At 75.1% G+C, this 23,211-nt stretch carries 17 protein-coding genes; 6 read left to right on the top strand and 11 right to left on the bottom strand.

The genetic code is table 11. The annotated features are described in order from the left end of the window. Window positions 1–9 precede the first annotated feature (9 nt). Together MF672_RS47895 and MF672_RS47890 are read left to right on the top strand one after the other, a co-directional pair. Window positions 10–1,404 (top strand): NAD(P)/FAD-dependent oxidoreductase, encoded by a 1,395-nt coding sequence (locus MF672_RS47895; protein WP_242374471.1) that lies wholly within the window; start codon window positions 10–12, stop codon window positions 1,402–1,404. Window positions 1,405–1,456: 52 nt separating this feature from the next. Next, entirely contained in the window at window positions 1,457–2,368 is a 912-nt protein-coding gene (locus MF672_RS47890; RefSeq protein ID WP_242374470.1) for a serine hydrolase, read from the top strand. Window positions 2,369–2,386: 18 nt separating this feature from the next. Here the strand turns inward: MF672_RS47890 and MF672_RS47885 are convergent, their stop codons facing one another. From MF672_RS47885 to MF672_RS47850, 8 genes are all read right to left on the bottom strand, one after another. Next, window positions 2,387–3,913 (bottom strand): MFS transporter, encoded by a 1,527-nt coding sequence (locus tag MF672_RS47885; RefSeq protein ID WP_242374469.1) that lies wholly within the window; start codon window positions 3,911–3,913, stop codon window positions 2,387–2,389. Between the two features lie 34 nt (window positions 3,914–3,947). Further along, window positions 3,948–6,785, bottom strand: a complete 2,838-nt coding sequence (locus MF672_RS47880; protein WP_242374468.1) for an AfsR/SARP family transcriptional regulator — start codon at window positions 6,783–6,785, stop codon at window positions 3,948–3,950. Between the two features lie 7 nt (window positions 6,786–6,792). Continuing rightward, a complete protein-coding gene (locus tag MF672_RS47875) occupies window positions 6,793–7,551 on the bottom strand; it encodes an isocitrate lyase/PEP mutase family protein (RefSeq protein ID WP_242374467.1) in 759 nt (252 codons plus the stop codon). Continuing rightward, window positions 7,548–8,315: a cytochrome P450 gene (locus MF672_RS51710; protein ID WP_302893424.1), complete on the bottom strand. Its 768-nt coding sequence runs from the start codon at window positions 8,313–8,315 to the stop codon at window positions 7,548–7,550. Before MF672_RS51710 ends, MF672_RS47875 begins: the two co-directional genes overlap by 4 nt. A 50-nt stretch (window positions 8,316–8,365) precedes the next feature. Continuing rightward, on the bottom strand, window positions 8,366–9,040 hold the full coding sequence (locus MF672_RS47865) for a DUF998 domain-containing protein (protein WP_242374466.1): 675 nt from the start codon (window positions 9,038–9,040) through the stop codon (window positions 8,366–8,368). After that, a complete protein-coding gene (locus tag MF672_RS47860; protein WP_507161388.1) occupies window positions 9,037–10,248 on the bottom strand; it encodes a glycosyltransferase in 1,212 nt (403 codons plus the stop codon). Before MF672_RS47860 ends, MF672_RS47865 begins: the two co-directional genes overlap by 4 nt. 135 nt (window positions 10,249–10,383) lie before the next feature. Then, window positions 10,384–11,196 carry a DMT family transporter gene (locus MF672_RS47855; protein ID WP_242374464.1) on the bottom strand — a complete coding sequence of 271 codons (813 nt, stop codon included), beginning with the start codon at window positions 11,194–11,196 and terminating at the stop codon, window positions 10,384–10,386. Between the two features lie 39 nt (window positions 11,197–11,235). Beyond that, complete coding sequence (locus MF672_RS47850) at window positions 11,236–11,853, bottom strand: DedA family protein (protein ID WP_242374463.1); 618 nt, start codon at window positions 11,851–11,853, stop codon at window positions 11,236–11,238. A gap of 392 nt (window positions 11,854–12,245) precedes the next feature. On the opposite strand from MF672_RS47850, the gene MF672_RS47845 reads away from it, so the two are divergent. Beyond that, on the top strand, window positions 12,246–13,424 hold the full coding sequence (locus tag MF672_RS47845) for a sensor histidine kinase (RefSeq protein WP_242374462.1): 1,179 nt from the start codon (window positions 12,246–12,248) through the stop codon (window positions 13,422–13,424). A gap of 22 nt (window positions 13,425–13,446) precedes the next feature. After that, a complete protein-coding gene (locus tag MF672_RS47840) occupies window positions 13,447–14,361 on the top strand; it encodes a hypothetical protein (protein WP_242374461.1) in 915 nt (304 codons plus the stop codon). Here MF672_RS47840 and MF672_RS47835 read toward each other — a convergent pair. Then, entirely contained in the window at window positions 14,321–14,947 is a 627-nt protein-coding gene (locus MF672_RS47835) for a VC0807 family protein (RefSeq protein ID WP_242374460.1), read from the bottom strand. The two genes, MF672_RS47840 and MF672_RS47835, sit on opposite strands and share 41 nt — an antisense overlap. Window positions 14,948–15,178: 231 nt before the next feature. Next, on the bottom strand, window positions 15,179–15,841 hold the full coding sequence (gene leuE, locus MF672_RS47830; RefSeq protein ID WP_242374459.1) for a leucine efflux protein LeuE: 663 nt from the start codon (window positions 15,839–15,841) through the stop codon (window positions 15,179–15,181). Window positions 15,842–16,038: 197 nt separating this feature from the next. Here leuE and MF672_RS47825 point away from each other — a divergent pair, with 197 nt between their 5' ends. Beyond that, window positions 16,039–19,263, top strand: coding sequence for an AfsR/SARP family transcriptional regulator (locus MF672_RS47825; RefSeq protein WP_242374458.1), 3,225 nt, complete (start codon window positions 16,039–16,041; stop codon window positions 19,261–19,263). Here MF672_RS47825 and MF672_RS47820 read toward each other — a convergent pair. Continuing rightward, window positions 19,236–20,855, bottom strand: coding sequence for a CocE/NonD family hydrolase (locus MF672_RS47820; RefSeq protein WP_242374457.1), 1,620 nt, complete (start codon window positions 20,853–20,855; stop codon window positions 19,236–19,238). The two genes, MF672_RS47825 and MF672_RS47820, sit on opposite strands and share 28 nt — an antisense overlap. 179 nt (window positions 20,856–21,034) lie before the next feature. On the opposite strand from MF672_RS47820, the gene MF672_RS47815 reads away from it, so the two are divergent. Continuing rightward, window positions 21,035–22,864, top strand: a complete 1,830-nt coding sequence (locus MF672_RS47815; protein WP_242374456.1) for a M14 family metallopeptidase — start codon at window positions 21,035–21,037, stop codon at window positions 22,862–22,864. Window positions 22,865–23,211: the final 347 nt, after the last annotated feature.

Genomic DNA, 23,211 nt, shown 5'->3' with positions numbered 1-23,211 from the left:
GTGGGATTTGTGGATCCGCTGAAGGCGCTTGCTGACGCGGAGCGCAAGCCGTACTGGCTGGACAACCCGGCCAGACCCGAGCCGCAGGAGCGGCTCACCGACCACACCGCCGCCGACCTCGCCGTCGTCGGCGGCGGATTCTCAGGGCTGTGGACCGCCCTGATGGCCAAGGAACGCGACCCGTCGCTGGACGTCGTGCTGCTGGAGGGCCGCCGCATCGGCTGGGCGGCCACCGGCCGCAACGGCGGCTTCTGCATGGCGACCCTCACCCACGGCCTGGCCAACGCGCTGGAGCGGTGGCCGGAGGACGTCGGGCGCCTGGAGCGCATGGGCGTGGCCAACCTCGACGAGATCGAGGCCACGCTGGAGCGGCACGGCATCGACTGCTCCTTCGAGCGCACCGGCGAGCTGCACGTCGCCACCGAGCCCTGGCAGCTCGACGGCCTGAGCGAGCACCTGGACCTGATCACCGAGCTGGGGCTCGACTACGTGCCGCTGGACCAGCGGCAGGTGCGGGCGGAGGTGAACTCGCCCACCTACCTCGGCGGCCTCTGGGAGCGCAGCGGCTGCGCCATGCTGGACCCGGCGCGGCTGGCGTGGGGGCTGCGGGAGGCGTGCCTGCGGCTCGGCGTGCGGGTGTACGAGCGCTCGCCGGTGCGCTCGCTGCGCGACGACGGCGTCCGCATCGAGCTGCGGACCCCGCTCGGCGGCGTCACCGCGCCCAAGGTCGCGCTCGGCACCGGCGTCTTCCCGCCGCTGCTGCGCCGGCTCAAGCACTTCGTGGTGCCCGTCTACGACTACGCGCTGATGACCGAGCCGCTGAGCGCCGATCAGCTCGCCGCGGTGGGCTGGCACAACCGGCAGGGCGTCGGCGACTCCGGCAACCGCTTCCACTACTACCGCCTGACCGACGACAACCGCGTCCTGTGGGGCGGCTACGACGCCGTCTACTACAACGGCGGCCTGGTCAGGCCCGAGTACGACCAGCGCGACGAGACGTTCGAGACGCTCGCCCAGCACTTCTACGACACCTTCCCGCAGCTCGACGAGGTGCGCTTCACCCACCGGTGGGGCGGCGTGATCGACACCTGCAGCCGCTTCAGCGCCTTCTACGGGCAGGCGCACGGCGGGCGGCTGGCCTACGGCGTCGGCTACACGGGCATGGGCGTCGGCGCCACCCGCTTCGGCGCGAACGTCATGCTCGACCTGCTGTCCGGCGAGCCGACCGAGCGCACCGAGCTGCGGATGGTGAAGGAGAAGCCGGTCCCGTTCCCGCCGGAGCCGGTGCGCTCGGGCGTCATCCAGGTCACCCGCTGGTCGATCGCCCAGGCCGACCAGCATCAGGGCAGGCGCAACCTTTGGCTGCGCGCGCTCGACAGGATGGGGCTGGGATTCGACTCCTGAGCTGCGGGCATGATGCCCTGCGACCCCCGTTGGAGAGCACGGGGGTTGCGGGATGCGGGCGAGTGTCGTGGCCTGGGCGGGCCTGGCGGTGCTGACGGGCGGGTGCGGGCGCGAGCCGGCCCACGTGGTGCCGGCGGCGGTGGAGGCTCCGGTCAAGGTCGCCCGCTGTGTCATGAAATATCCAGACGTTCAGGCCGGGCGTCTCGCCCGCGCCCGGCTCGACCGCGACCTCGCCCACTACCTCGCCGGCCGCCCCGGCCGGGTCGTCTACGCGGCCCACGACCTGGTCAGCGGCGTCCGGCTGGGACGCGGCGAGCAGCAGAACGACCTCATCACGGCCAGCGGCGCCAAGGTGGACATCCTCACGGCGCTGCTGGCCGCCCGCCCGGGCGGGCTGGACGAGGGCGAGCGCGACCTCGCCGAACGCATGATCACCGAGAGCGACAACAGCGCCGCCGACGCCCTGTGGTCACGCGTCGGCGGGGGCGGCGCCATGAGCGAGTTCTACCGGCGGGCCGGCCTGAGCCGCACCGCGCCCGGACCGAGCGTCTACTGGGGCGGCACCACCACCAGCCCGTCCGACCGGCTCCGGCTGCTGAAGCTGCTCGTCAAGGGCGGCAGGGGGCTGAGCGCCGAGGACCGCGGGCTGGTGCTCGGGCTGATGGGACGGGTGCAGCGCGACCAGGCGTGGGGCGTCAGCGCCGCGGCGCGGAGCGGCGACCGGGTGGCGTTGAAGAACGGCTGGACGCCGCGCCCGTTCATCCACAACACCTGGGCCGTCACCAGCTACGGCCGGGTCTCCGGGCCCGGACGGGACCTGCTGCTGTCGGTGCAGACCGACCGGCAGCCGGGGGAGGGGGCCGGCATCGAGACGATCGAGGGCGTGGCCCGCATGATCGGCACCCGCCTGGACGGCCTGCGCCCCACGCTGCTCCGCCCCTGCCCCACCAACCCCATCCCCTGAGGCCGGGGAGCCGGGCGCTCAGGCGCGGGTCAGGGCCTCCTCCGGGATCTCCTTCGGCACGCCGCGCAGCCCCACCAGCGCCAGCACCGCGACCAGGGCCAGCACCCCGCTGGTGACCAGCGACGTCACGTGCACGCCGGTGAGGAACGCCTCCCGCGCCGCCGCCATCAGCGCCTCCGCCTGCCCGGGCGGCAACACGGCGGCCGTGCGGGCGGCTCCGGCCAGCGACTCCCTCGCCGTGTCCCCGGCGGGCCCGCCCAGCGCGGCCGGCAGGTCGAGGTTCGTGCGGTAGACGCTGGTCAGCACGGTGCCGAGGACCGCGATGCCGAGCGCCGCCCCCAGCTCGAACGCGGTCTCCGACACCGCGGCCGCCGCCCCGGCGCGTTCCCTGGGGGCGGTGGCCAGCACGTTGTCGTTGTTGACGGTGAAGGCGAAGCCGACGCCCACGCCGCCGACCACCATGGCGGGCAGCAGCGTCAGGTAGTTCAGCTCCGCGCCGAGCGTGGTGTAGTAGAGGAACGAGACCGCGTTCATGGCCAGCCCCAGCGCCACCACGCCGCCCCGGCCGAGCGGCCGGATCAGCCGCGCCGCGAGCACGCCGCCGACCGCGCCGCTCAGCCCGCCCGGCAGCTGCGCCAGCCCCGCCTGCAGCGGCGACCAGCCCAGCACGAGCTGCAGGTACCAGGCGAACATGAGCATCATCGCGGACATCGCGAAGATCGCCAGCAGGTTCGTCAGGATCGACGCGCTGAACGCCCGCCGGGCGAAGAGCCGCACGTCGATCAGCGGCTCGGCCAGCCGCGTCTGCCGCCGGGCGAACCAGCCCAGCAGCAGCACCCCGGCAGCGCCCGCGGCCGGCACGTCCGGCTGCGCGAGCCCGTCGTGCGCCGCCTCCTTGACGGCGTGGACGAGCGCGACCACCCCCACCACCGACAGGCCCGCGCTGAGCGGGTCCAGCCGGCCCGCTCGCGGGTTGCGCGACTCGGGCAGCAGGACGAGGCCGCCCGCCAGCACGAGCAGCATGACCGGCACGTTGAGCAGGAACACCGACCCCCACCAGTAGTGGTCCAGCAGCAGGCCGCCCACCACCGGGCCCACGGCGAAGCCCGCCGCGCTCATCGCGCTCCAGATCCCGACGGCCGCGGTGCGCTCACCCGGCTCGGTGAAGACGTTCCTGACGATCGACAGGGTCGACGGCATGATCGTCGCGCCGGCCACGCCGAGCAGCGCCCGGGCCGCGATCAGCAGCTCCGGGCTGGGCGCGTACGCGGTGACCGCGGAGGCCACGCCGAAGGCCGCCGCGCCGATCAGCAGCAGCCGCTTGCGGCCGACGCGGTCGCCCAGGTTGCCCATGGTGACCAGCAGACCGGCCAGGGCGAAGCCGTACACGTCGCCGATCCAGAGGAGCTGGGTGGAGCTCGCGCCGAGGTCGGCGGTCAGCCGGGGCAGCGCCAGGTGCAGGACCGTGAGGTCGAGGGAGAGCAGGAGAGTGGCCAGGCAGGCGATGGCCAGGCAGGCCCATTTGTTGGTCACGCGGTCGGTCATGGGGCCACTGTCGCGGGGCCGCCTGACCGCGGGCCTACCGCTCGCTGACCGTTCCGCTGACCGGCCCGCCTGCCGGTGCGCCCGCCTGCGCCAGCGCCGCGTCGATGCGGACGCGGGTGTCGTGGGCGCTGAACCAGTCCTCCGGGCACTCCTCGCGGGCCCGCCGCAGCAGGGCCCGCGCCTGCCCGGGCGCGCCGTCCCGCAGCGCCACCTCGGCCAGCCCGAGATGCGCCCAGGCCAGCATCTCGCCGGAGCCGTTGCGGCCGGACAGCTCGACGGCGAGCAGGTAGTCGGCCCGCGCCCGCGCCGGCTCGCCCAGGTGCTGGAGCGCGTCGCCGCGCCGGCACAGCGCCTCGGCGGTCTCCGTCACCGCGCCCAGCTCGCGCGCCGTGGCCAGCGCCTCCTCGGCGAGCGCGCACGCCCGCCGGTAGTCGCCCTGCTCCTGGTACAACGCGCCGAGCCCGGACAGCACCAGCGTCAGGCCCCACCGCTCGCCGATCTCGGTGAACTCCGCCCGGCCCTGCTCGAAATGCTCCAGCGCCTCCTCGATGCGGCCGAGCGCCTGCAGCACGAACGCCGCCCCGCTGTGCGACAGCGCCCGCTGCCACGGCGGCAGGCCGTCCATTATGGCCGTGACCAGCTCGTAGGCCTCCGCGAAGTCCCCTGGCGGGCCGGTGAGCATGGACAGCAGCATCATCAGGAACTCCACCCGCTCCGGCAGGTAGGTGACCGGCAGCAGCGTCCGCACCTCCTCCAGGCGCTCGCGTGCCCGCCGGTCGGCGGTGCCGGCCCAGGCGGAGACGAGCACGCACATCACGTACTCCTCCATCAGCTCCGGCGGGCGGCGCTCGCCGAGCGTGGCCAGCAGGTCGGCGGCGAGGGCGGCGCTGGTGGCGCGGTGGCCGCGCATCCACCAGTAGCAGGCGCTGTGGGCCAGCAGCCGCAGCGCGGTCTCCACCTGGCCGGTCTCGATCGCCCAGCGCAGGGCCGCGTTGACGTCGTCGCTCTCCTCGTCCAGGCGGGCCAGCCAGGGCAACTGCTCGCGGGTGCGCAGCCGGGCGTCGGCCGCCAGCACCAGGTCCAGGCAGTAGCCGGTGTGGGCGTCGCGGAGCGCCGCCGCCTCACCCGACTCCGCCAGCCGCTCCGCGCAGAACGCCTGAATCGTCTCCAGCATCCGGTAGCGCCCGCCGACCTGCTCCACCAGCGACTTCTCCGCCAGCGAGAACAACACCTCCTCCGGCAGCCCGCACACCCGCTCGGCCGCCTCGGGCCGCGCCCCGCCCACGAACACGCTGAGCCGCGCGGCCAGGCGCTGCTCGTCGGCGTCCAGCAGGTCCCAGCTCCAGGCCACGACCGCGTGCAACGTCTGGTGCCGGGGCAACGCCGTGCGGCTGCCCCGGGCCAGCAGCCGGAACCGGTCGTCCAGCCGCGCCGCCACGTCCGCGACCGACAGCGTGCGCAGCCGCGCCGCGGCCAGCTCGATGGCGAGCGGCAGCCCGTCGAGCGCCCGGCAGATGCGCACCACCTGCGCCGCGTTGCCCGCGTCCACGGCGAAGCCGGGCCGCACGGCGGCCGCCCGGTCGGCGAACAGCCGCACCGCCGGATAGGCCAGCGGGTCGCCGGCCTCGGGCGGCGGCAGCGGCAGCGGCGCGACGGGCAGGATCGACTCGCCGGTGATGCCCAGCGCCTCCCGCCCGGTGGCCAGCACCCGCAGGCCGGGACAGCAGGCCAGCAGATGGTCGGTCAGCTCGGCGGTGGCCGTGATCACGTGCTCGCAGTTGTCCAGCACGAGCAGCAGCTCGCGGCCGGCGAGCGCGGTCGCCAGCCGGGTCAGCGGGTCCACGGGCCGGTCGGCGGGCCGCAGGGCCTCGCGGACGCCGAGCGCCGCCAGCACGGCGGCGGGCACGTCCGAGCTGTCGGAGACCGGGGCGAGCGGGACGAAGCAGACGTCCTCCGGCTCCTGCGCGGCCGCCTCGGCCGCGAGCCTGGTCTTGCCCGCGCCGCCCGGGCCGATCAGCGTCACCAGCCGGTCGGCCCGCAGCCGGGCGCGCACCTGGGCCAGCTCCTCGGCCCGGCCGACGAAGCTGGTGAGCTGCGCCCGCAGCCCCTGCCGCTGCCGGGTGACCGGGGGCGCGGGCGCGCCGAGCGCCGGGTCGGCCCGTAACACGGCGAGGTGCGCGGCGGCCAGCTCGGCGCCCGGCTCGACGCCCAGCTCCTCGCCGAGGGTCTTCCTGGCCTCGTCGTAGACGGTCAGCGCCTCGGCCTGCCGGCCGCTGCCGTACAAAGCCCGCATGAGCTGGGCGCGCAGCCGCTCGCGCAGCGGGTGCGCGGCGATCAGGCCGCGCAGCTCGCCGGCCAGCTCGCGGTGCCGGCCGAGGTCGAGGTCGGCCTGCACGCGGTCCTCCACGGCGGCCAGGCGCAGCTCCTCCAGCGCGGTCGCCGCGCCCCCGGCGTGCGGGGCGTCGGCCAGCGGCGCGCCCCGCCACAGCTCCAGCCCCTCGCGCAGCAGCTCCGCGGCCCGGCCCGGGTCGCCGGCCGCGAGCGCCCGGCGGCCGTCGGCGGCGAGCTGCTCGAAGCGGCGGGCGTCCACCTCGGACGGGTCGGCGGCCAGCCGGTAGCCGGCCGGATGGAACTCCACCAGATCCCGGCCGAGCGCCCGGCGCAGCCGGGACACCTGCGACTGCAGCGCGTTGGCCACGCCTTCGGGCGGCTCCGGGCCGTACAGGCCGGCGACGAGCCGGTCCGCGGCGACCACGCGCCCGGCGTGCAGGGCCAGCAGCGCGAGCAGCGCCCGCACCCGCGGGCCGCCGAGCGCGACCGGCTCGCCGTCCTCGCCCAGCGCGGCCGTGGGCCCGAGGATCTGGAAGCGCATGCCTCGATTATCCCGGCTGGGGGAGCATCGCGGCGGTCTCCGCGTACGTCGGGACGGGCGGCGCGGGCCGGCCCTGCACGGCGAGCGCCGTCGCGAGCGCCCCCTGCAGCGCGGCCCGGTACAGCAGCGACCCGGTGCTCACCCGCGCCACCCCGGCCGCGCCGAGCTCGGCCAGGGTGGGCCCGTCCGGCTGGTGCAGCACGTTGAGCGGCAGCGGCGTGGCCGCCGCGACCTCGGCGACCGCGTCCAGGCCGGTGAGCCCGGGCACGAAGACGCCGTCGGCGTGCCCGTACGCGCGCACCCGCTCCAGCGTGTCGCCGGTGCGCAGCCAGCAGGTGTCGGTGCGGGCGTTGACGAACACGCCGTGCCCCAGGGCCGCCTGGATGATCTCCTGCTGGAGGCCGATCGGGCGCAGGGTGCCGTCGGGGCGGCCGTCCTCGATGTTCACGCCCGCCACGCCCAGCGCGGCCAGGCCCGCCACCAGGGCGGACACCTCGGCCGGGTCGTCGCTGAAGCCGCCCTCGACGTCCACGGTGACCAGCACGCCGAGGCCCTTGATCGCCTCGGCCAGCTCGACGGTCTCGGCCCGGGTGACGCCGGCCGCGTCCGGCCTGCCGTGCACGGCGGCCACGCCGAGACTGGTGGTGCCGATCGCGGGGAAGCCCGACGCGGCCAGGGCGGCGGCCGAGCCGTAGTCCCAGGCGTTGGGCAGCAGGAACGGCCGGCCGGGGCGGTGCAGGTCGCGGAAGCGCTGGGCGGCGTTCACCGGCGTCCCCCGTCCCGCAGGCCCTCCAGCACGCCGGCGGCGAGGGCGAGCGCGTGCGCGGGCGCCGGGCAGGGCCGCACGCCCGCGCCGAACGTCAGGTGCGGGGCCTGCCCGCGGGCCGGGTCGAACCGGCCGGGGTCGGGGAAGACGTCCGGGTCCCTGTTGGCGGCCGTCAGGTCGAGGGTCACCTCGTCGCCGGTGCGGGTGTCCAGCCTGCGGGTGGCCTTGAGCGGCGGGTCGTGCCGGAGCGTCTCGCGGAGCAGCGCCTCGACGTCACCCGGCTGGGCCAGGTGCGGCAGGGCGTGCTCGATCAGGGTCTCGACGGCGGAGTGGGCCTGGAGGAGCAGAGTCACGGCCGGGAGGTCGGCCCGGTCCAAAAGGGCGGCGACGGCGGCGTCGGCCCGCGGGCTCTCCTCGCCCGACAGGTAGCCGGCCGCGGCGGCGGCGACCGGCGCGGGCAGGGCATCGGGGTCCGCGACGCCGAGCGCGGCGCCGAGCACCCGCGTCGGCACGCCCCGCCAGTCGCCGCGCGCCTCCAGGGTCGCGGTGCGGGCGGCGTCGCGCAAGGCGGCGGGGTCCAGGCCGGCCAGGCGCTCCTCGACCAGGCGGCGGCGGGCGGCGTGCGTGTCGCCGGTGCTGAACCGCGAGACGTGGGCGCGCAGCCAGGCGAGCGTCCCCTCGCGGCCGTCCTGACGTACGGGAGGCGGCACGTACCGGGTGTCGGCGAGCACCGCCAGGGCTTCGGCGTGACGGGTGATGAACATGTCACCCACGCTAGGAGCAGGATCGTTCGACGACGGCCGAAGCATGCCGGTCAGGCGGCCAGCCGGGAGGAGTCCCGCGGCGGGACGGCCTCCACCGGCACGGGGGCCGCGGCCCGCCCGGTGACGCGGCGCGCCGTCGCGGCCAGCGCCATCGTGACGAGGAGCGTCATCTCGGCCAGCACCACGGCCCGCTCCAGCAGCCCGTAGTAGGAAGCGCCGCCGATCAGCGGCGAGGTGACGGCGGCCGGGTGCGCTGCCAGGTACACGGCGAGCGTCAGGGCCGAGGCCACGCTCACGGCCCGCACCGCGTTCCAGCGGGCCGCCGCCGCCCGGCCTCGCGCCAGGCTCCAGCCGGCGACCGGCAGCGAGGTGAAGACCACGGCCGCCGACCAGCGGTGGATCTCCCCGGACAGGGTGCCGACCTGCGCGGTGCCGGGGTCGGTCGGGAAGACCGCGCTCATCATCAGGCCGGCGGCCCCGGCCAGCAGCAGCACGCGGGTGGCGGCGGTGCGCGCCGGCTCGGCCGTCGCCAGCCCGTACGCGAGACACAGGCACGCCCCCGCGAGCGCCAGCATCCCGGCGAGCACCGGCATCATCCCGCCGGGAACCAGCGCGTAGTCGCTGAGCAGCGGCTGGGCGGGCAGGGTGAGCTCGGCCCAGGCCAGCGCCGCCGCCGAGGCGAGCGTGCCGGCGAGCGTCCCCGCCACGCTCCAGCGCGGTGTCATCGCGTCACCTCGTCGTAGATCGCCTCGAACCGGGCCAGCGACGCCTGGTGGTCGTGGGTGAGCGCCAGCTCCCTGCTGGCCGCGCCGTACCTGGCGCGCAGGACGTCGTCGGTGAGGACGCGGGTCAGGTGGCGGGCCAGCCCGACCACGTCGCCCGGCTGGAACAGGTGGCCGTTGCAGACCACCAGGTGCGGCAGCGCCATGGCGTCGGCCGCGATCACCGGCAGGCCGGTCGCCATGGCCTCCAGCGTGGCGATGCTCTGCAGCTCGGCGATGCCCGGCATGGCGAACACGTCGGCCGCGGCGTAGGCCTGCGGCATGGTCTCGTCGGGGACGAAGCCGAGGAAGAACACCCGGTCGCCCACCCCGATCCGGTGCGCCAGGCGCTCCAGCTCCTCCCGCTGGCTGCCCTTGCCGACCAGCGCGACCTGCGCGTCGGTCTCGTTGAGCACCAGGGGCAGCGCGCGGATCAGCTCGTCGATGCGCTTCTCCTCGTCCAGGCGGCCGACGAACAGCGCGGTCGGCCGGTCGGGCAGCCCGAACAGCCTGCGCGCCCACGCCTTCGGCTCGGCGTGCGGGTGGAACCTGGTCAGGTCGATGCCGCAGGACACCGGCTCCACCTCGCGTGCGAACCCCTGGTCGGCCAGCAGCTTGGCGGCCAGCGGGGTGGGCGTGGTGACGTGGTCGGCCCGGTTGAAGATCCGGCTGAAGTCGCGCCAGGCCAGCCGGCCCGCCCCGGCCCGCAGCCGCGCCGGGATGTGGGCGAACTGGAAGAGGTTGTCGGGCATGAAGTGGTTGGTGGCGACGACGGGGACGCCCGCGCGGCGGGCCGCGCCGATGGCGGCCCGGCCGACCACGAAGTGGCCCTGCGTGTGCAGCACGTCGGGCCGGATGTCGGCGACCAGCCGGTCGAGCCGGGCCGGGACGGTGACCCGCATCGTCGGGTGGACCAGCAGCGGCGCCGAGCGCAGCCGGTGCACGACCACGCCGTCCACGACGTCGGCGCTGGCCGGGCCGTGCTCCGACTGGCAGACCACGTGCACCTGGTTGCCGCGCTCGGCGAGGCCGGTGGCCAGACGGTGGGTGAAGTAGGCGGCGCCGTTGACGTCGGGCGGGTAGGTGTCGGTCGAGATCAGCACCCGGCGAGGGCGCTCGGGGGCGGGGGCGAGCTCGGCGCGGTCGCTGACGCTGTGCAGGGGCATGGCCATGACGGTGACTCCAGAATCGCAAGGGAACCCGGCCGGGGGAGGACCGGAGAGAGAACGGGGGACGACGGGCAGGGGGGACGGGGACAGGGGACGGGGACAGGGGACGGGGGACGGGGACAGGGGACGGGGGACCGGTCAGGCGGGCTCGGTGCGCGCCTCCAGGGGGCTGGTGCGCGCCAGCGCGACGGTGCCGGCGGCGGTCAGCAGGGCGGCCGCGACCGGCGCGACCCCGGTCGGCAGCGGCTCGCCGAGCAGCAGCGCGCCGAAGGCGACCGCCGTCAGCGGGTCGGCGACCTGCAGCGAGGCGAACGACACGCCGAAGTGCCCGACGGCGTAGGCCCGCTGCAGCATCATCAGCGCCAGCAGCGCGGGCGCCGGCAGGGCCAGCAGGTACCACCAGTTCCAGCCGCCGTCCACGAGCACCCGCATGAGGGTGGCCGTGGCGCCGTACAGGACGCCGGAGCTGGTGGCGAGCAGCGCCGCCCGCGCGGCCGGCGAGGCCACCCGCGCGCCGGCCCAGAGCAGCACCGCCGCGATCCCGGACACGGCGAGGAGGATGAGCACGCCGTCCGGGGCGAGCCGGGTCGGCCCCTCGGACTCCGGCACCATCAGCACGAGGCCGACCAGGCCCGCCGCCACCACCCCGGCCGCGCCCAGCTCCTTGCGCGAGGGCCGGCGGCCGTGCAGCGTGGCGGCGATGGGCAGCGCGAACAGCAGGCTGGCCACGCCCATCGGCTGCACGACGGTCAGCGGGCCGAGGCCGAGCGCGACGATGTGCAGGCCGCCGCCCGCCAGGATGGACGCGCCGCCGGCCAGCCAGCGCGGCCGGCGCAGCAGCGTCAGGAGTCCCGGCTTCGCCGAGCCGGCCGCCTCGAACTGCTGAAGGGCCGCGCCGAGCGCGAAGAACAACGAACCGACCAGGGCGATCACCGCGGCCAGTACAGTCATGCGCGCACTCCTCTCACGACGGATGGTTGCCAGGCAGGGTCAAACGGACGTGTCCGCGGGAAGACGTTCCGGGGAAGGCTGGATGGCGCGCCGCTTCCTGGCCCACCGCACGACCTCGACGACCGCGGTGACGGACAGCGCGATGCCGAGGCCCAGCAGCAGCCCCTTGATCGGGTCGTTCTCGAACGCCATCCCGCCGAAGAACCCGATCAGCCCCGAGTAGAGCGCCCACGAGACCGCGGCGATCGCGTCGAAGAACGTGAACGAGCGCAGCGGGTGCCGCACCGCGCCCATGGTGAGCGTGGTCGCGGTCCGTCCGCCCGGGATGTAGCGGGCCACGACGAGCACCAGCCCGCCCCGCTCGGCCAGCGCGTCGCGCGCCCAGACGAACGCCTTCCTGCCCCGCAGCCGCCCGGCGGACTTGTTGCCGATCAGGTACGAGACGTGGTCGCCGGCGAACGCGCCGAGCGCCGCGACCACGATCACCAGCGCGAGGTTCGTCTCCCCCGACGCGGCGAACACCGCCGCCGTGATCACCGACGTCTCGGCCGGCACGACCGGGAAGAACCCGTCGAGCACGGCCAGCGCGAACAGCGCGACGTAGAGCCAGGGCGACGACATGACCTGCTGGACCAGGTCGAGAACGGCATGCGACATGGGGCGAGAACTCCGATCTTCAGGACATACCGACAGCGTCTCGGTACGGGAGGTCCCGGGGCATCGGGGATGCCCCCGGTCGAACGCGGACCCATCCCCTAATCGGGTCAGGGCCGGTATCCCTTGAAGCTAGAAACTCCGCTGGTCGCGGCACATCGGCCGATCGGCAGCCGCCACCCCCGACTTTCGTCGGGGCCGGTGCCGCGATCCCCGGGCCACACCGTCGATCCAACCCGTTCGCGCAGGCCCGCACAGCAGTGGAGGTAGGCGCTTTGGGGGTGGTGCTAGCTCTACCCGGACGGTGTCGCGCGCCCCACCCTGACTTTCGTCAGGGTCGCCTCCTGTCTGAGGAGGAGGGCGGGCCCCCTCCGGACCCTCATAAGGTCGGTGACGTGAGACTTCTGCGGCCGCTGCGCAGGGAGAGCCGCCGCGAGGTGGTCGTCGACCTGCTGCTCTGGGTGTTCCTCCTCGCCTTCGTCGCCGCCATGGGGCCCGACCCCACCGCGGATCCGGCCGCCTTCGCGACGGTGACCGTGCCGCGGCTCGCCCTCGCGACGGCGGCGGTGCTGGTGGGGCGGCGGTGGCCGCTCGCGGCCCTGGTGCTGCTGCTGCCGCTCGGCCCGTGGCGCTTCAGCGACGGCTTCGCGACGGTGGACCTGACCTGGCTGCTGCCCCGGCGCGACGTGAAGATCCTGCCGCTGGTGGCGACCTCGCCGTTCATCGTCTGGTACGCCTACTTGACCGGGCGGCGGGCGGCCGGGGCGTGGCCGCCGGTCGTGGCGTTCGGCCTCATCGCGGCGGTCGGGGTGGCGGTCGTGCTCGCCGCCGGCGGCGACCTCGCGCTCTGGGTGTCGATGGTGACCGGGCTGGTCGGCACGTATCTGGTGCCGTACCTGCTGGGCGTGCTGCGGCGGCTGCTGCTCCAGCAGCGCCGCCAGGCCAGGCTGTCGGCCGAGGCGCAGGCCCGGCTGCGCGAGCGGGCCAGGATCGCCCGCGACATGCACGACTCGCTCGGCCACGACCTGGCCCTCATCGCGGTCCGCGCCGCCGGGCTGGAGGTGGCGCCCGGGCTGGCCCCGGCGCAGGCCAGGGCGGCGGGGGAGCTGCGGGTGGCGGCGGCCGAGGCCACCGAGCGGCTGCGGCAGATCATCGGGCTGCTGCGCGAGGACGCCGACCCGGCGCCGCTGTCGCCCGTGGACGAGGACGTGGCCGAGCTGGTCGGCCGGGCCAGGGACTCCGGCATGGCGATCACCCTCGACCTGGCGGCGGGCCCGGTGCCCGGCCTGGCGCACGCCGTCGTCCAGGAGGGGCTGACCAACGCCGCCAAGCACGCGCCCGGGGCCGCCGTGCGGGTCACGGTCGAGCCGCACCGGGTGAGCGTGCGCAACGGCCCGCCGCGCGGCCGGCCCGCCGCCCGCCGCGGCGGCCTGGGGCTGACCGGCCTGCGCGAACGCGTCCGGCTGGCGGGCGGCACGCTGACCGCCGGGCCCGTGGACGGCGGCTTCGAGCTGGCCGTCGAGCTCCCCCTCGCGGGGGAGGAGGATCCCCGCGGCTCGGGAGGCCGCCCGTAGCGCGGCGCGCGAGGCTCGGTGCATGACGTACGAGAGAGCGGGCCTGGCCCGCGTCACCGCCGGGCTCGTGGCGGGCGCCGCCATGCTGCCCTACCTGACGCTGAAGGTCCTCTGGCTGGCCGGGCGGCCCATCGGGGTGAGCGATCCCGGCCTCATGCGCGAGTCGTCCATGATCGGGGCCAACGCCGTGACCTTCGGCATGGAGGCCGTCGGGCTGCTGCTGGCGGTGGCCCTCACCATGCGGTGGGGCCTGCGGCTGCCCGCCTGGCTGGTGCTGCTGCCGCTGTGGGCGGGCACCGGCCTGCTGTCGGAGGTCGCCGTCACGACGCCGCTGGCGCTGCTGACGCACGGCGGCGCGGTGTTCGCGGGCGGCAGCCCGGTCCGGCCGTGGGTGTACCTGATGGTCTACGGCGGGTTCATCGTCCAGGGTCTCGCGCTGATGACGGCCTTCGTCCTGTACGCCCGCGAGCGCTGGCCGTTCGCGTTCGCCCGCTTCCCCTTCGCCGGGCCGGCCGCGCCGCTGCACGCGGTCGTGGCCCGGGGCGTGCTGCTGGTGGCCGGGGTGCTCGGCGCGGTGCGGCTCTTCTGGGCGGTCACCGGCGGCGGCGGCGGCACGAGCGCCGCGGCGGGCGTCCAGAACGGGGTGAAGGGGGTGTTCGCGGTGGGCGGCGCCCTCGCGCTCGCGGCCCTGGTGCGGGGTCAGGGGCCGCGCCGGCTGGTGGCCGCCTGGCTGGGCTCGGGCGCCCTGTTCGCGAACGGGCTCTACGGCTCGCTGCTCACCGTCGTCGGAGGGCCGTTCGGCGCCGCCGGGGCGCCGGTGCGGATCGCCGACCTGTTCGGCCTGCTGACCGGGGCTCGTGATGGGGCTGTGCGGGGCGTACCTGCTGGCCGAACGGTCAGGCGTGCGCGACGTGCAGCCGGCGCAGCACCCGCTTGAAGGCCCACACCGAGAACGTGATCGCCAGCCCGCTGATCACGGCCACCGCTGAGGTGCGCAGCACCATGAACGCGCCGAGCGAGCCGCCCAGGCTCTCGTACACGGCCAGCGCGATGCTCAGCGTCGAGTTCATCAGCAGCACGAACGCCCACAGCAGCGTGATCCGGGCGAAGAACCTGCGGATGCGCTCGTGCCTGAGCACCGCCGACGGCAGGTGGATGTAGTCGAGCGTGAGCTTCTGCACCAGCGGCCGGTTGAGCCGGACGGAGGCGAGGAAGGCCATGCTGATGCAGATCGTGCCCAGCTCCGGCTGGATGAAGAACCACATCCAGGTGCCGGTCCAGAACGACACGAGGGCGCGCACGGTGATCGCGAACGCCGCGAGGTACATGGTGGCGGGCACCTTCACCCGCCTGATCAGCCGCCACGCCACGCCGAGGTAGACCCAGGCGACGGTGGCGATCAACGCCCACTTGAACCCGAGGACCACCATGGCGAGATAGAACACCGCCAGCGGGGCCACGACGGCTTCGAGCAGCTTGGGCGCCGCCTCGCGGGCCAGCGCGCCGAGGCGGGGGAGGGTCACCGGGGGATGGTTCAAGGCTGCTCCGCAGATAGGCCGACGATCAGCGACTACCCGGGCTTCGAGGGGCCAGGGCTTTCCTGATGGACCGCTCGCACTTACCGCGGCGGCATCGCCCTGGCGTCCGGGAAGCACGCCGGTGGCTTACCGTACCCGAGCCAGGGCGGTGCGACTGCCTCTTTTGCCACGTTCCATCTGTGTCCTACCGAACCAGCAGGTGCTTGAACCCGGCTTTCAGCCCAGTGAAGCGGTGGCCAGCTTCGCGCCGAACCCCAGGAAGACGGCCCCGACGCACGAGGTCAGCCCGGCGCTGACCCGCTGGTGCCGGCGGAACTGGGCGGCCAGGAAAGTGCCGCCGAAGATCAGCGACGTCAGGTAGAGAAAACTGAAGACCTGGATGACCGCGCCGAGGATCAGGAACGACAACGCCGGCGCGCTGTAGGCCGGATCCACGAACTGCACGAAGAACGAGACGAAGAACAGGATCGCCTTCGGGTTGAGCAGGCTGATCGTCAGCGCCTTGCGGAACGGGCGCGGCTGGTGCTCCACGGCGGCCTGCGCCGGGACGGCGGCCTCCGTGCCCCGCCCCCGCGCCCGCCAGGAGCGCCAGGCGCCCCTGATCATCTGGAAGCCGACCCACGCCAGGTAGCCGGCGCCGGCGTACTTGACGACCATGAACAGGATCGGGTTCGAGCGCAGCAGGGAGGCCGCGCCGGCGGCGGTGAGGACCATCAGCACGGTGTCGCCGACGAAGACCCCGGCGGCGGCCCGGTAGCCCTGGCGGACGCCGTGCTGAGCGGCGAAGCTGAGCACGTAGAGGGAGTTGGGGCCGGGCAGGAGGATGATCAGGAAGGCGCCGATCACATAGGCCCAGAAATCGGTGATGCCGAAGAACACGGATCTCACCGTACCGCCTGCTCAGTCCCCCGGCGGATACCAGATCCCGCCATATCGCGCTCCACCCCCACGTCGAACGCCGCTACCTCGTGGTGCCGCGCCTCCGCTCCTCCCGCATCCACGTCCACGACGGTCGTCACGCTGTTCCCGGTCTGGAGCCAGCCCCCGGCTCCGCAGATGCGGGCAGGATGGGACATGTGCGGATATCCATCCTGGGGCCGATGGAGGTCGAGGGCGCCGGCGGGCCGATCGAGGTCGGCGGGCTCCGGCTGCGGGCCCTGCTGGCGGTGCTGGCGCTCGACGCCGGGCGGGTGGTCACCGCCGACCGGCTGATCGACGTCCTGTGGCCCGGCGAGCCGCCGGGCAACGCGGCCAACGCCCTGCAGACGCTGGTCAGGCGGCTGCGGGTGGCGCTCAGGCCGGAGAAGGTGCTGGAGAGCCGGCCCGGCGGGTACCGGCTGGCGCTGGCGGGGGACGACGTGGACGCGCTCCGCTTCCGGCGGCTGGCCGGGCGGGGCAGCCCGGAGGAGGCGCTGCGGCTCTGGCGCGGGACGGCCCTCGCGGGGCTCACCGGCGTGCCGTACCTGCGGGACGTGGCGGAGGGGCTGGAGCAGGAGCGGCTGTGCGCGGTCGAAGCACGCGCCGAGGCCCGGTTGGCGACCGGAGAAGCGGCCGGGCCGGCGGCTGAGGGATCGGCCGGGCTGTCGGCTGGGGGAGCGGCCGGGCTGGCGGTGGAGCTGCGGGCCGAGCTTGCCGCCCACCCGCTGCGGGAGCGGCTCGCGGCGCTCGCCGTGCGCGCGCTGGCGGCCGGCGGCCGGCAGGCGGAGGCGCTGGAGCTGTTCGAACGCACCCGGCGGAGGCTCGCCGACGAGCTGGGCGTGGACCCCGGCGCCGAGCTGCGCGCCGCCCACCTGGCCGTGCTGACCGGGGAGCCGCACACCGGCCGCCCGGCCGCGCCCGCCGCGCAGCGCCGTGCGGGCGGGGAGCCGGCTCCCGTGGGCAGGCAGGTCGTGCGCGGGAACGTGCGGGTGGCGCGGACCAGCTTCATCGGGCGCGAGGCCGAGCTGGAGCAGCTCGCCCGGCTGCTGCGCCGGACCAGGATCGTCACGGTGGTCGGGCCCGGCGGCGCGGGCAAGACGCGCCTCGCCCTGGAGACGGCCGCCCGCGCAGGGGACCGCGTGGACGCCTGCTGGGTGGTCGAGCTGGCCTCCCTCAGTGCCCCGGCCGAGCTGCCCGGCGCCGTCTGCGACGCCCTCGGCCTGCGCGAGGACCGGCCGGTGCCGTACCACCTCGAACCGGCCGCCACCCCGCCGGCCGGCGGCGACGCGCTGGAGGCCGTCACGGACGCCGTCGGCGACGGCGACGTGCTGCTCGTGCTGGACAACTGCGAGCACCTGCTGGACGCCGCCGCCGCGCTCGCCGAACGGCTGCTCGCCGCCTGCCCCCGCCTGCGCGTCCTGGCCACCAGCCGGGAGCCGCTGAGCGTCCCCGGCGAGCACCTGGCCCCCATCCCGCCGCTGGAGCCCCCGCCCGCCGGGGTCACGGCGGCCGAGGCCGCGGCGTACCCGGCGGTCCGGCTGCTGGTGGAGCGGGCGGTGGCGGCGCGGCCCGCGTTCGTGCTGGACGACGGCAACGTGGCCGCCGTGGCCGAGCTGTGCCGCAGGCTGGACGGCCTGCCGCTGGCGATCGAGCTGGCCGCCGCGCGGCTCCGCACGATGAGTGCCGCGCAGCTCGCCGATCGCCTCGACGACCGCTTCCGGCTGCTGACCGGCGGCAGCAGGACGGCGCTGCCGCGCCAGCAGACGCTCCGCGCGGTCGTGGGGTGGAGCTGGGACCTGCTGGAGAGCGAGGAGCGGGCGCTGGCCGCGCGGTTCGGGGTGTTCGCGGGCGGGGCCGCTTTGGAGAGCGTCGAGGCGGTCTGCGGGCACGAGGCGGGCGCGGTGCTCGGCGCGCTGGCGGACAAGTCGCTGGTGCAGGTCACCGCCGACGGCCGCTACACGATGCTGGAGACGATCAGGGCGTACGCGCTGGAGCGCCTGGCCGAGGCCGGCGAGAGCGCCGAGTACCGGCGGAGGCACGCCGCCTGCCTCCTCGACCTGGCCGAGCGCGCGGTGCCCGAGCTGCGCACGGCCGCGCAGATCGACTGGATCGAGCGGCTGGCCGCCGAGCGCGACGACTTCGCCGCCGCCCTCCGCTGGGCCGTGGACGCCGGCGAGACCGCGACGGCGCTGCGGCTCTGCGCCGCGCTCACCTGGTACTGGTGGATGTGCGGCTACCGGCAGGAGAGCCTGGCCTGGGCCACGCAGGTGATCGGGCTGGCCGGCGACGCGCCGCCGCCCGGCCTGACCGCGGCGTACCTGTGCTGCCTGTTCGCGCAGGGCGTGACCAGGTTCGCCGAGTTCGTCGGCGACCGGGAGCGCATGCGGGCCCTGTCGCGGCGGCTCGACGAGCTGGTGGAGCAGGCGGAGCGGGAGGGGCCGGTGCACCCGATGATCCGGCTCAGCCGCGCCGTCGCCGCGGCCGTCGCCGGGCGCGACGAGCACGTCACGGAGCTGATGCGGGAGTACGCGGCGAGCGAGGACCGCTGGCTGGCGAGCGCGGCGCTCATGTTGTCCGGCTCGCACGGCGGCGAGGAGCGGCTGGAGCGGGCGGTCGCCGGGTTCCGGGAGGTCGGCGACCGGTGGGGGCTGACCGAGGCGCTGCTCGCCCTGGCCGCCGCGCGGGCGTCGAGGGGCGCCCCGACCGGCGACCTGATCGCCGAGACCTGGTCGCTGACCAGCCGGTGGGTGGCCGCCGACGAGGCCGTCTCCACCCTCGTCCGGCTGGCCGAGCTGCGGATCAGGAGCGGCGACCTGGACGGCGCGCGCGAGGACCTGGCCCGCGCGCGGGCCACGATGGACGACGAGGTGTCCCCGCTGACCCGGTTGCAGCTCGGCATGGCCGAGGCCGCCTACGACGAGCGCCGCGGCGACCTCCCCGGCGCCCTGGCCCGCTACCGCGACCTGTTCGACGTGCTCGCCGAGGGCCCGCCGATCGCCCAGTTCGCCGCCGCGCTGCTGACCGCGCACGGCCGCGCGCTGGCCCGGGCCGGCCACCTGGAACAGGCCCTCGGCCGGCACCGGCGCGCCCTGGACGCGCTCGGCGCGACCGCGCCCGACCGGCCGCTGCTGGCCGCCGTGTTGTCCGGCTTCGCGCTGGCCGCGCTCGCCGGGGGCGACCCCGAGCGGGCGGCCGTGCTGTTCGGGGCGTCCTCGGCGGCCGACTCCCACTTCGGCATGGCCGACTCCGGCACGCCCGAGGCGACGGAGGGGGTGGCCGCGGCGCGGCGGGCCCTCGGCGAGGCGCGCTTCGAGCGGTGCTTCGCCGAGGGCGCGGCCCTGACCCGGCCGGAGGTCTACGGGATGGTCGGCAGCACGACGTAGGACGGGGCGTGCAGGGTGGTGGTGCCCTTGTCCGGGTTGCGGGCGAAGCGGGGGAAGTTCGAGCCGGCCACGTCGACCCGGATCCGGTGCCCCGGCAGGAAGGCGTTGGAGATCGCGCCGAGCGGCACCCGGACCTCCCGCACCTCGCCCGGCGCGAGGCCGGTCACCCGGACGATCCCGTCGGTCAGCAGCTCGGCCCGCCCCGACGGGTGCACGTCGACGAGCTTGGCGGTGACGTCGGCGCCGGGCGCGGTCGAGGAGATCCGCGCGACCAGCTCGACTGGGCCGCTGACCTCGACCCGGCCGGTCAGGGGCGCGCTCTGGTGGCGCAGCACGTCGCCGCGCCCGTCCAGGGGGCGCTGGTCGAGCGGCCCGTAGGCGTCGAACACCATCACGGCCCCGCCCACCGTGGGCACCGGGTCACCGGGATCGGCGACGAACTCCCCGAGCCACCCCTCCTCGCCGGGCCGCCCCTCCTCGCCGGGCCGGCTCTCCTCGGCGGCCAGCGTGCCGTCCGTACGCAGGTGGTGGCGCACCGGCTCGGCCCGGCGCGGCGGCCAGGAGTCCTCCTCCCGCCAGGCGTCGTCCCCCATCACGAAGATGCGCACCCGCGCCCGGTCGCCCGCCGGCCGCCCCCGCAGCCAGTGCCCGAACCAGTCGAGGTGGACGCCGGTCCAGTCCACCGCCTCGTGACTGGCCAGGTCGCCGTAGTCGCGCCCGCAGATGTGGCGTTCGTGGCTGAAGTGCGACCACGGGCCGACGATCAGCCGCGACTCGCCGCCGAGCCGCGCGAAGTGCTCGATCGAGGCGTCGCGGAAGTAGTCGTACCAGCCGGTGCTGACCAGCGCGGGCACCTCGATCGCGGCGTGCCGGACGACGCCGCCGCCCCACATCGGGTCGGCCGGGTCGGGGGCCGACATCCAGGCGGCGTAGAACGGCACGAGGTCGGCCAGCAGCGGCTGGTCGGTCAGCGGCAGGCGTTCCATCAGCTCGTCGAGCGCGCCGGGCCGGGTGACCGCCGTCAGGTACGCCTCCTTGTCCGCCGGGCTCGCCGTGCCGCGCGCGATCCGCCGGTCCAGCTCGCCGACGGCCAGCACGATCACGGCGACGGTGAGGATGATGTTCAGGTTGGCCACGCCGCCCGGCTGGTACACGGCCTCGTACAGGCCGAGCGGCGGCACGTGCGGCGCGATCGCCCGCAGCCCCTCGGGCCGTTCCTGCGCGGCGAGGAGCTGGGTGATCGCCAGGTAGGAGTCGCCGTACATGCCGACGTTGCCGTCGGACCAGGGGCGGGTGGCCGCCCAGCGCACGGCGTCGTGCCCGTCGGCCGCCTCGCCGGCGATGAAGCGCAGCTCGCCGCCGGAGCCGCCGGTGCCGCGTACGTCCTGGCAGACGACGGCGTACCCGTCGGCGACCAGGCGCGGCACGTCCAGGTGGTAGCCGGGGCCTTCGAGGCCGCGGCCGTACGGGGTGCGCGACAGCAGGACGGGGAAGCGCCCCTCGCGGGCGGGCCGCCAGACGGTGGCGACCAGCTCGACGCCGTCGCGGGTGGTCATGGTCTCCGTGGTCTCGATCATCGTGGTCCCGGTCATCGTGGCTCTCCTCGGTCGGATGCCCGCCACTCTTCCTGGCGGCGCTGGCATCGACCTGGCAGCCGTCTGTCAGGGATCCGGACGTCCGCAACTTTGGGCCTTTGCGGATGATCGGGACATCCTCACTCTCGGTTCAGGCGCTGGTCACCATCCCATCCCGAGCGCCCTAGGAGGACCAGGTGAAACGCCGTTTCGTCATCCTGCTCGCCGCACTCGGCCTCGTCTGCCTCACCGGCATGACGGGCGCCGGGGCGGCCGCCGAGCCCCCGCCGAACAAGCAGTACCGCGTCCAGGGCCCGGCCACCGCGCAACAGCGCAGCGCCGTCGCCGCCACCGGCGCGGCCATCGAGGAGGTGGCCGCCGGCTCGGTGCTGGTCACGGCCACCACAGCGGAGGCGGCCGCCATCAGGCGGCTCGGTTACCGGGTCACCGAGGCGCCCCGGCCGGCGCCCCCGTCCGGCGTCGAGGCGTTCGACTTCCCGCCCGCCGACTCGGCCTACCACAACTACGCCGAGATGAACGCCGAGATCAACAGCATCGTCGCGGCCCATCCGGGCATCGTCAGCCAGTCGACGTACGGCACCTCGTACGAGGGCCGCGAGCTCCGCCTGGTCAAGATCAGCGACAACGTGGGCACGGACGAGGCCGAGCCGGAAGTGCTCTTCACCGCCCACCAGCACGCCCGCGAGCACCTGACGGTGGAGATGGCGCTGTACATCATGCACCTGCTCGCCGACAACTACGGCACCGACTCCCGCATCACGAACCTGGTCAACAGCCGCGAGATCTGGATCATGCCGGACCTCAACCCGGACGGCGGCGAGTACGACATCGCGACCGGCAGCTACCGCTCCTGGCGCAAGAACCGCCAGCCCAACTCCGGCTCCAGCGCGGTCGGCACCGACCTCAACCGCAACTGGGCCTACAACTGGGGCTGCTGCGGCGGCTCCTCCGGCACCACCTCCAGCGAGACCTACCGGGGCGCGAGCGCCGAGTCCGCGCCCGAGGTCCGGGCCACGGCGAACTGGGTGCGCGGCCGCGTCGTGGGCGGCGTCCAGCAGATCAAGGCGCACCTCGACTGGCACACCTACAGCGAGCTGGTCCTGTGGCCCTACGGCTTCACCACCGCCGACACCGCGCCGGGCCTGACCCAGGACGACCGCGACGCGCACGCCACGCTTGGCCAGAACATGGCCTCCACCAACGGCTACACGCCCGAGCAGGCCAGCGACCTCTACATCACCGACGGCACGATCGACGACTGGCTGTGGGGCGTCTACAAGATCTTCAGCTTCACCTTCGAGATGTACCCGACCGGCTCCAACCCCGGCTTCTACCCGCCGGACGAGCAGATCGTCCCGCAGACCACCCGCAACCGGGAGGCGGTGCTGCGCTTCCTGGAGTACTCCGACTGCGTCTACCGGATCATCGGCAAGGAGAGCCAGTACTGCGGCACCGGCACGCCGCCGGTGAACGTCTACGCCGACACGTTCGAGAGCGCGACCGGCTGGACCGCGAACCCGGCCGGCACCGACACCGCCACGCTCGGCCTGTGGGAGCGGGGCGACCCCGAGGCCACCACGTCCTCGGGCGCCAAGCAGCTCGGCACCACGGTCAGCGGCACGAACGACCTGGTCACCGGCCGTCTGGCGGGCGCCTCCGCCGGCGACAACGACGTGGACGGCGGGGTCACCTCGATCCAGTCGCCGCCGATCACGCTGCCCGCCACGGGCTCGCTCACGCTGTCGCTGTCCTGGTACCTGGCGCACGGCTCGAACGCCACCAGCGCCGACTACCTGCGGGTGCGCGTGGTCGGCGACACCACGGCCACCGTGCTCAACCAGGCGGGCGCGGCCGCCAACCGCAACGGCGCGTGGGCCACGGCCACCGCGAGCCTGAACGCCTTCGCCGGCCAGACGGTCCGCATCCTCGTGGACGCCGCCGACGCCGGCACCGCCTCCCTGGTGGAAGCAGGTATAGACGACGTGAGGATCACCCAGCAGCCGTAAGAGGCAGCTGCCGCTCCGCCGTACGGGCCCCCGGCCTCGTACCCCCTCCCCTCTGTACGGGCTTGGCCCCGTACAGCCCCCGCTCCGCCGTACGGGGCGCCGCCTCGTACCCCCTCCCCTCTGTACGGGCTTGGCCCCCGTACAGCCCCGCTCCGCCGTACGGGCCCCCGCCTCGTACGGCGGAGCCGTTTTTTGGGTCTTGTAAGGACGGTTTGTCAAAGCTACGATCGCGACAACTCTTAGGAAACTTTCCTAACAGTAAATGGCCAACCGGACAAAACCTTACTGCCTCCGCAAAGCGTGGCCCGTGCCGCACGGCTCGCGCTCCGCACCCCCCGGTGCGAGCC

Source organism: Actinomadura luzonensis, assembly GCF_022664455.2.
Taxonomy (GTDB): domain Bacteria; phylum Actinomycetota; class Actinomycetes; order Streptosporangiales; family Streptosporangiaceae; genus Nonomuraea; species Nonomuraea luzonensis.
Note: the sequence above shows the minus strand (reverse complement) of the source record. Positions and strands in the feature narration are given on the sequence as shown.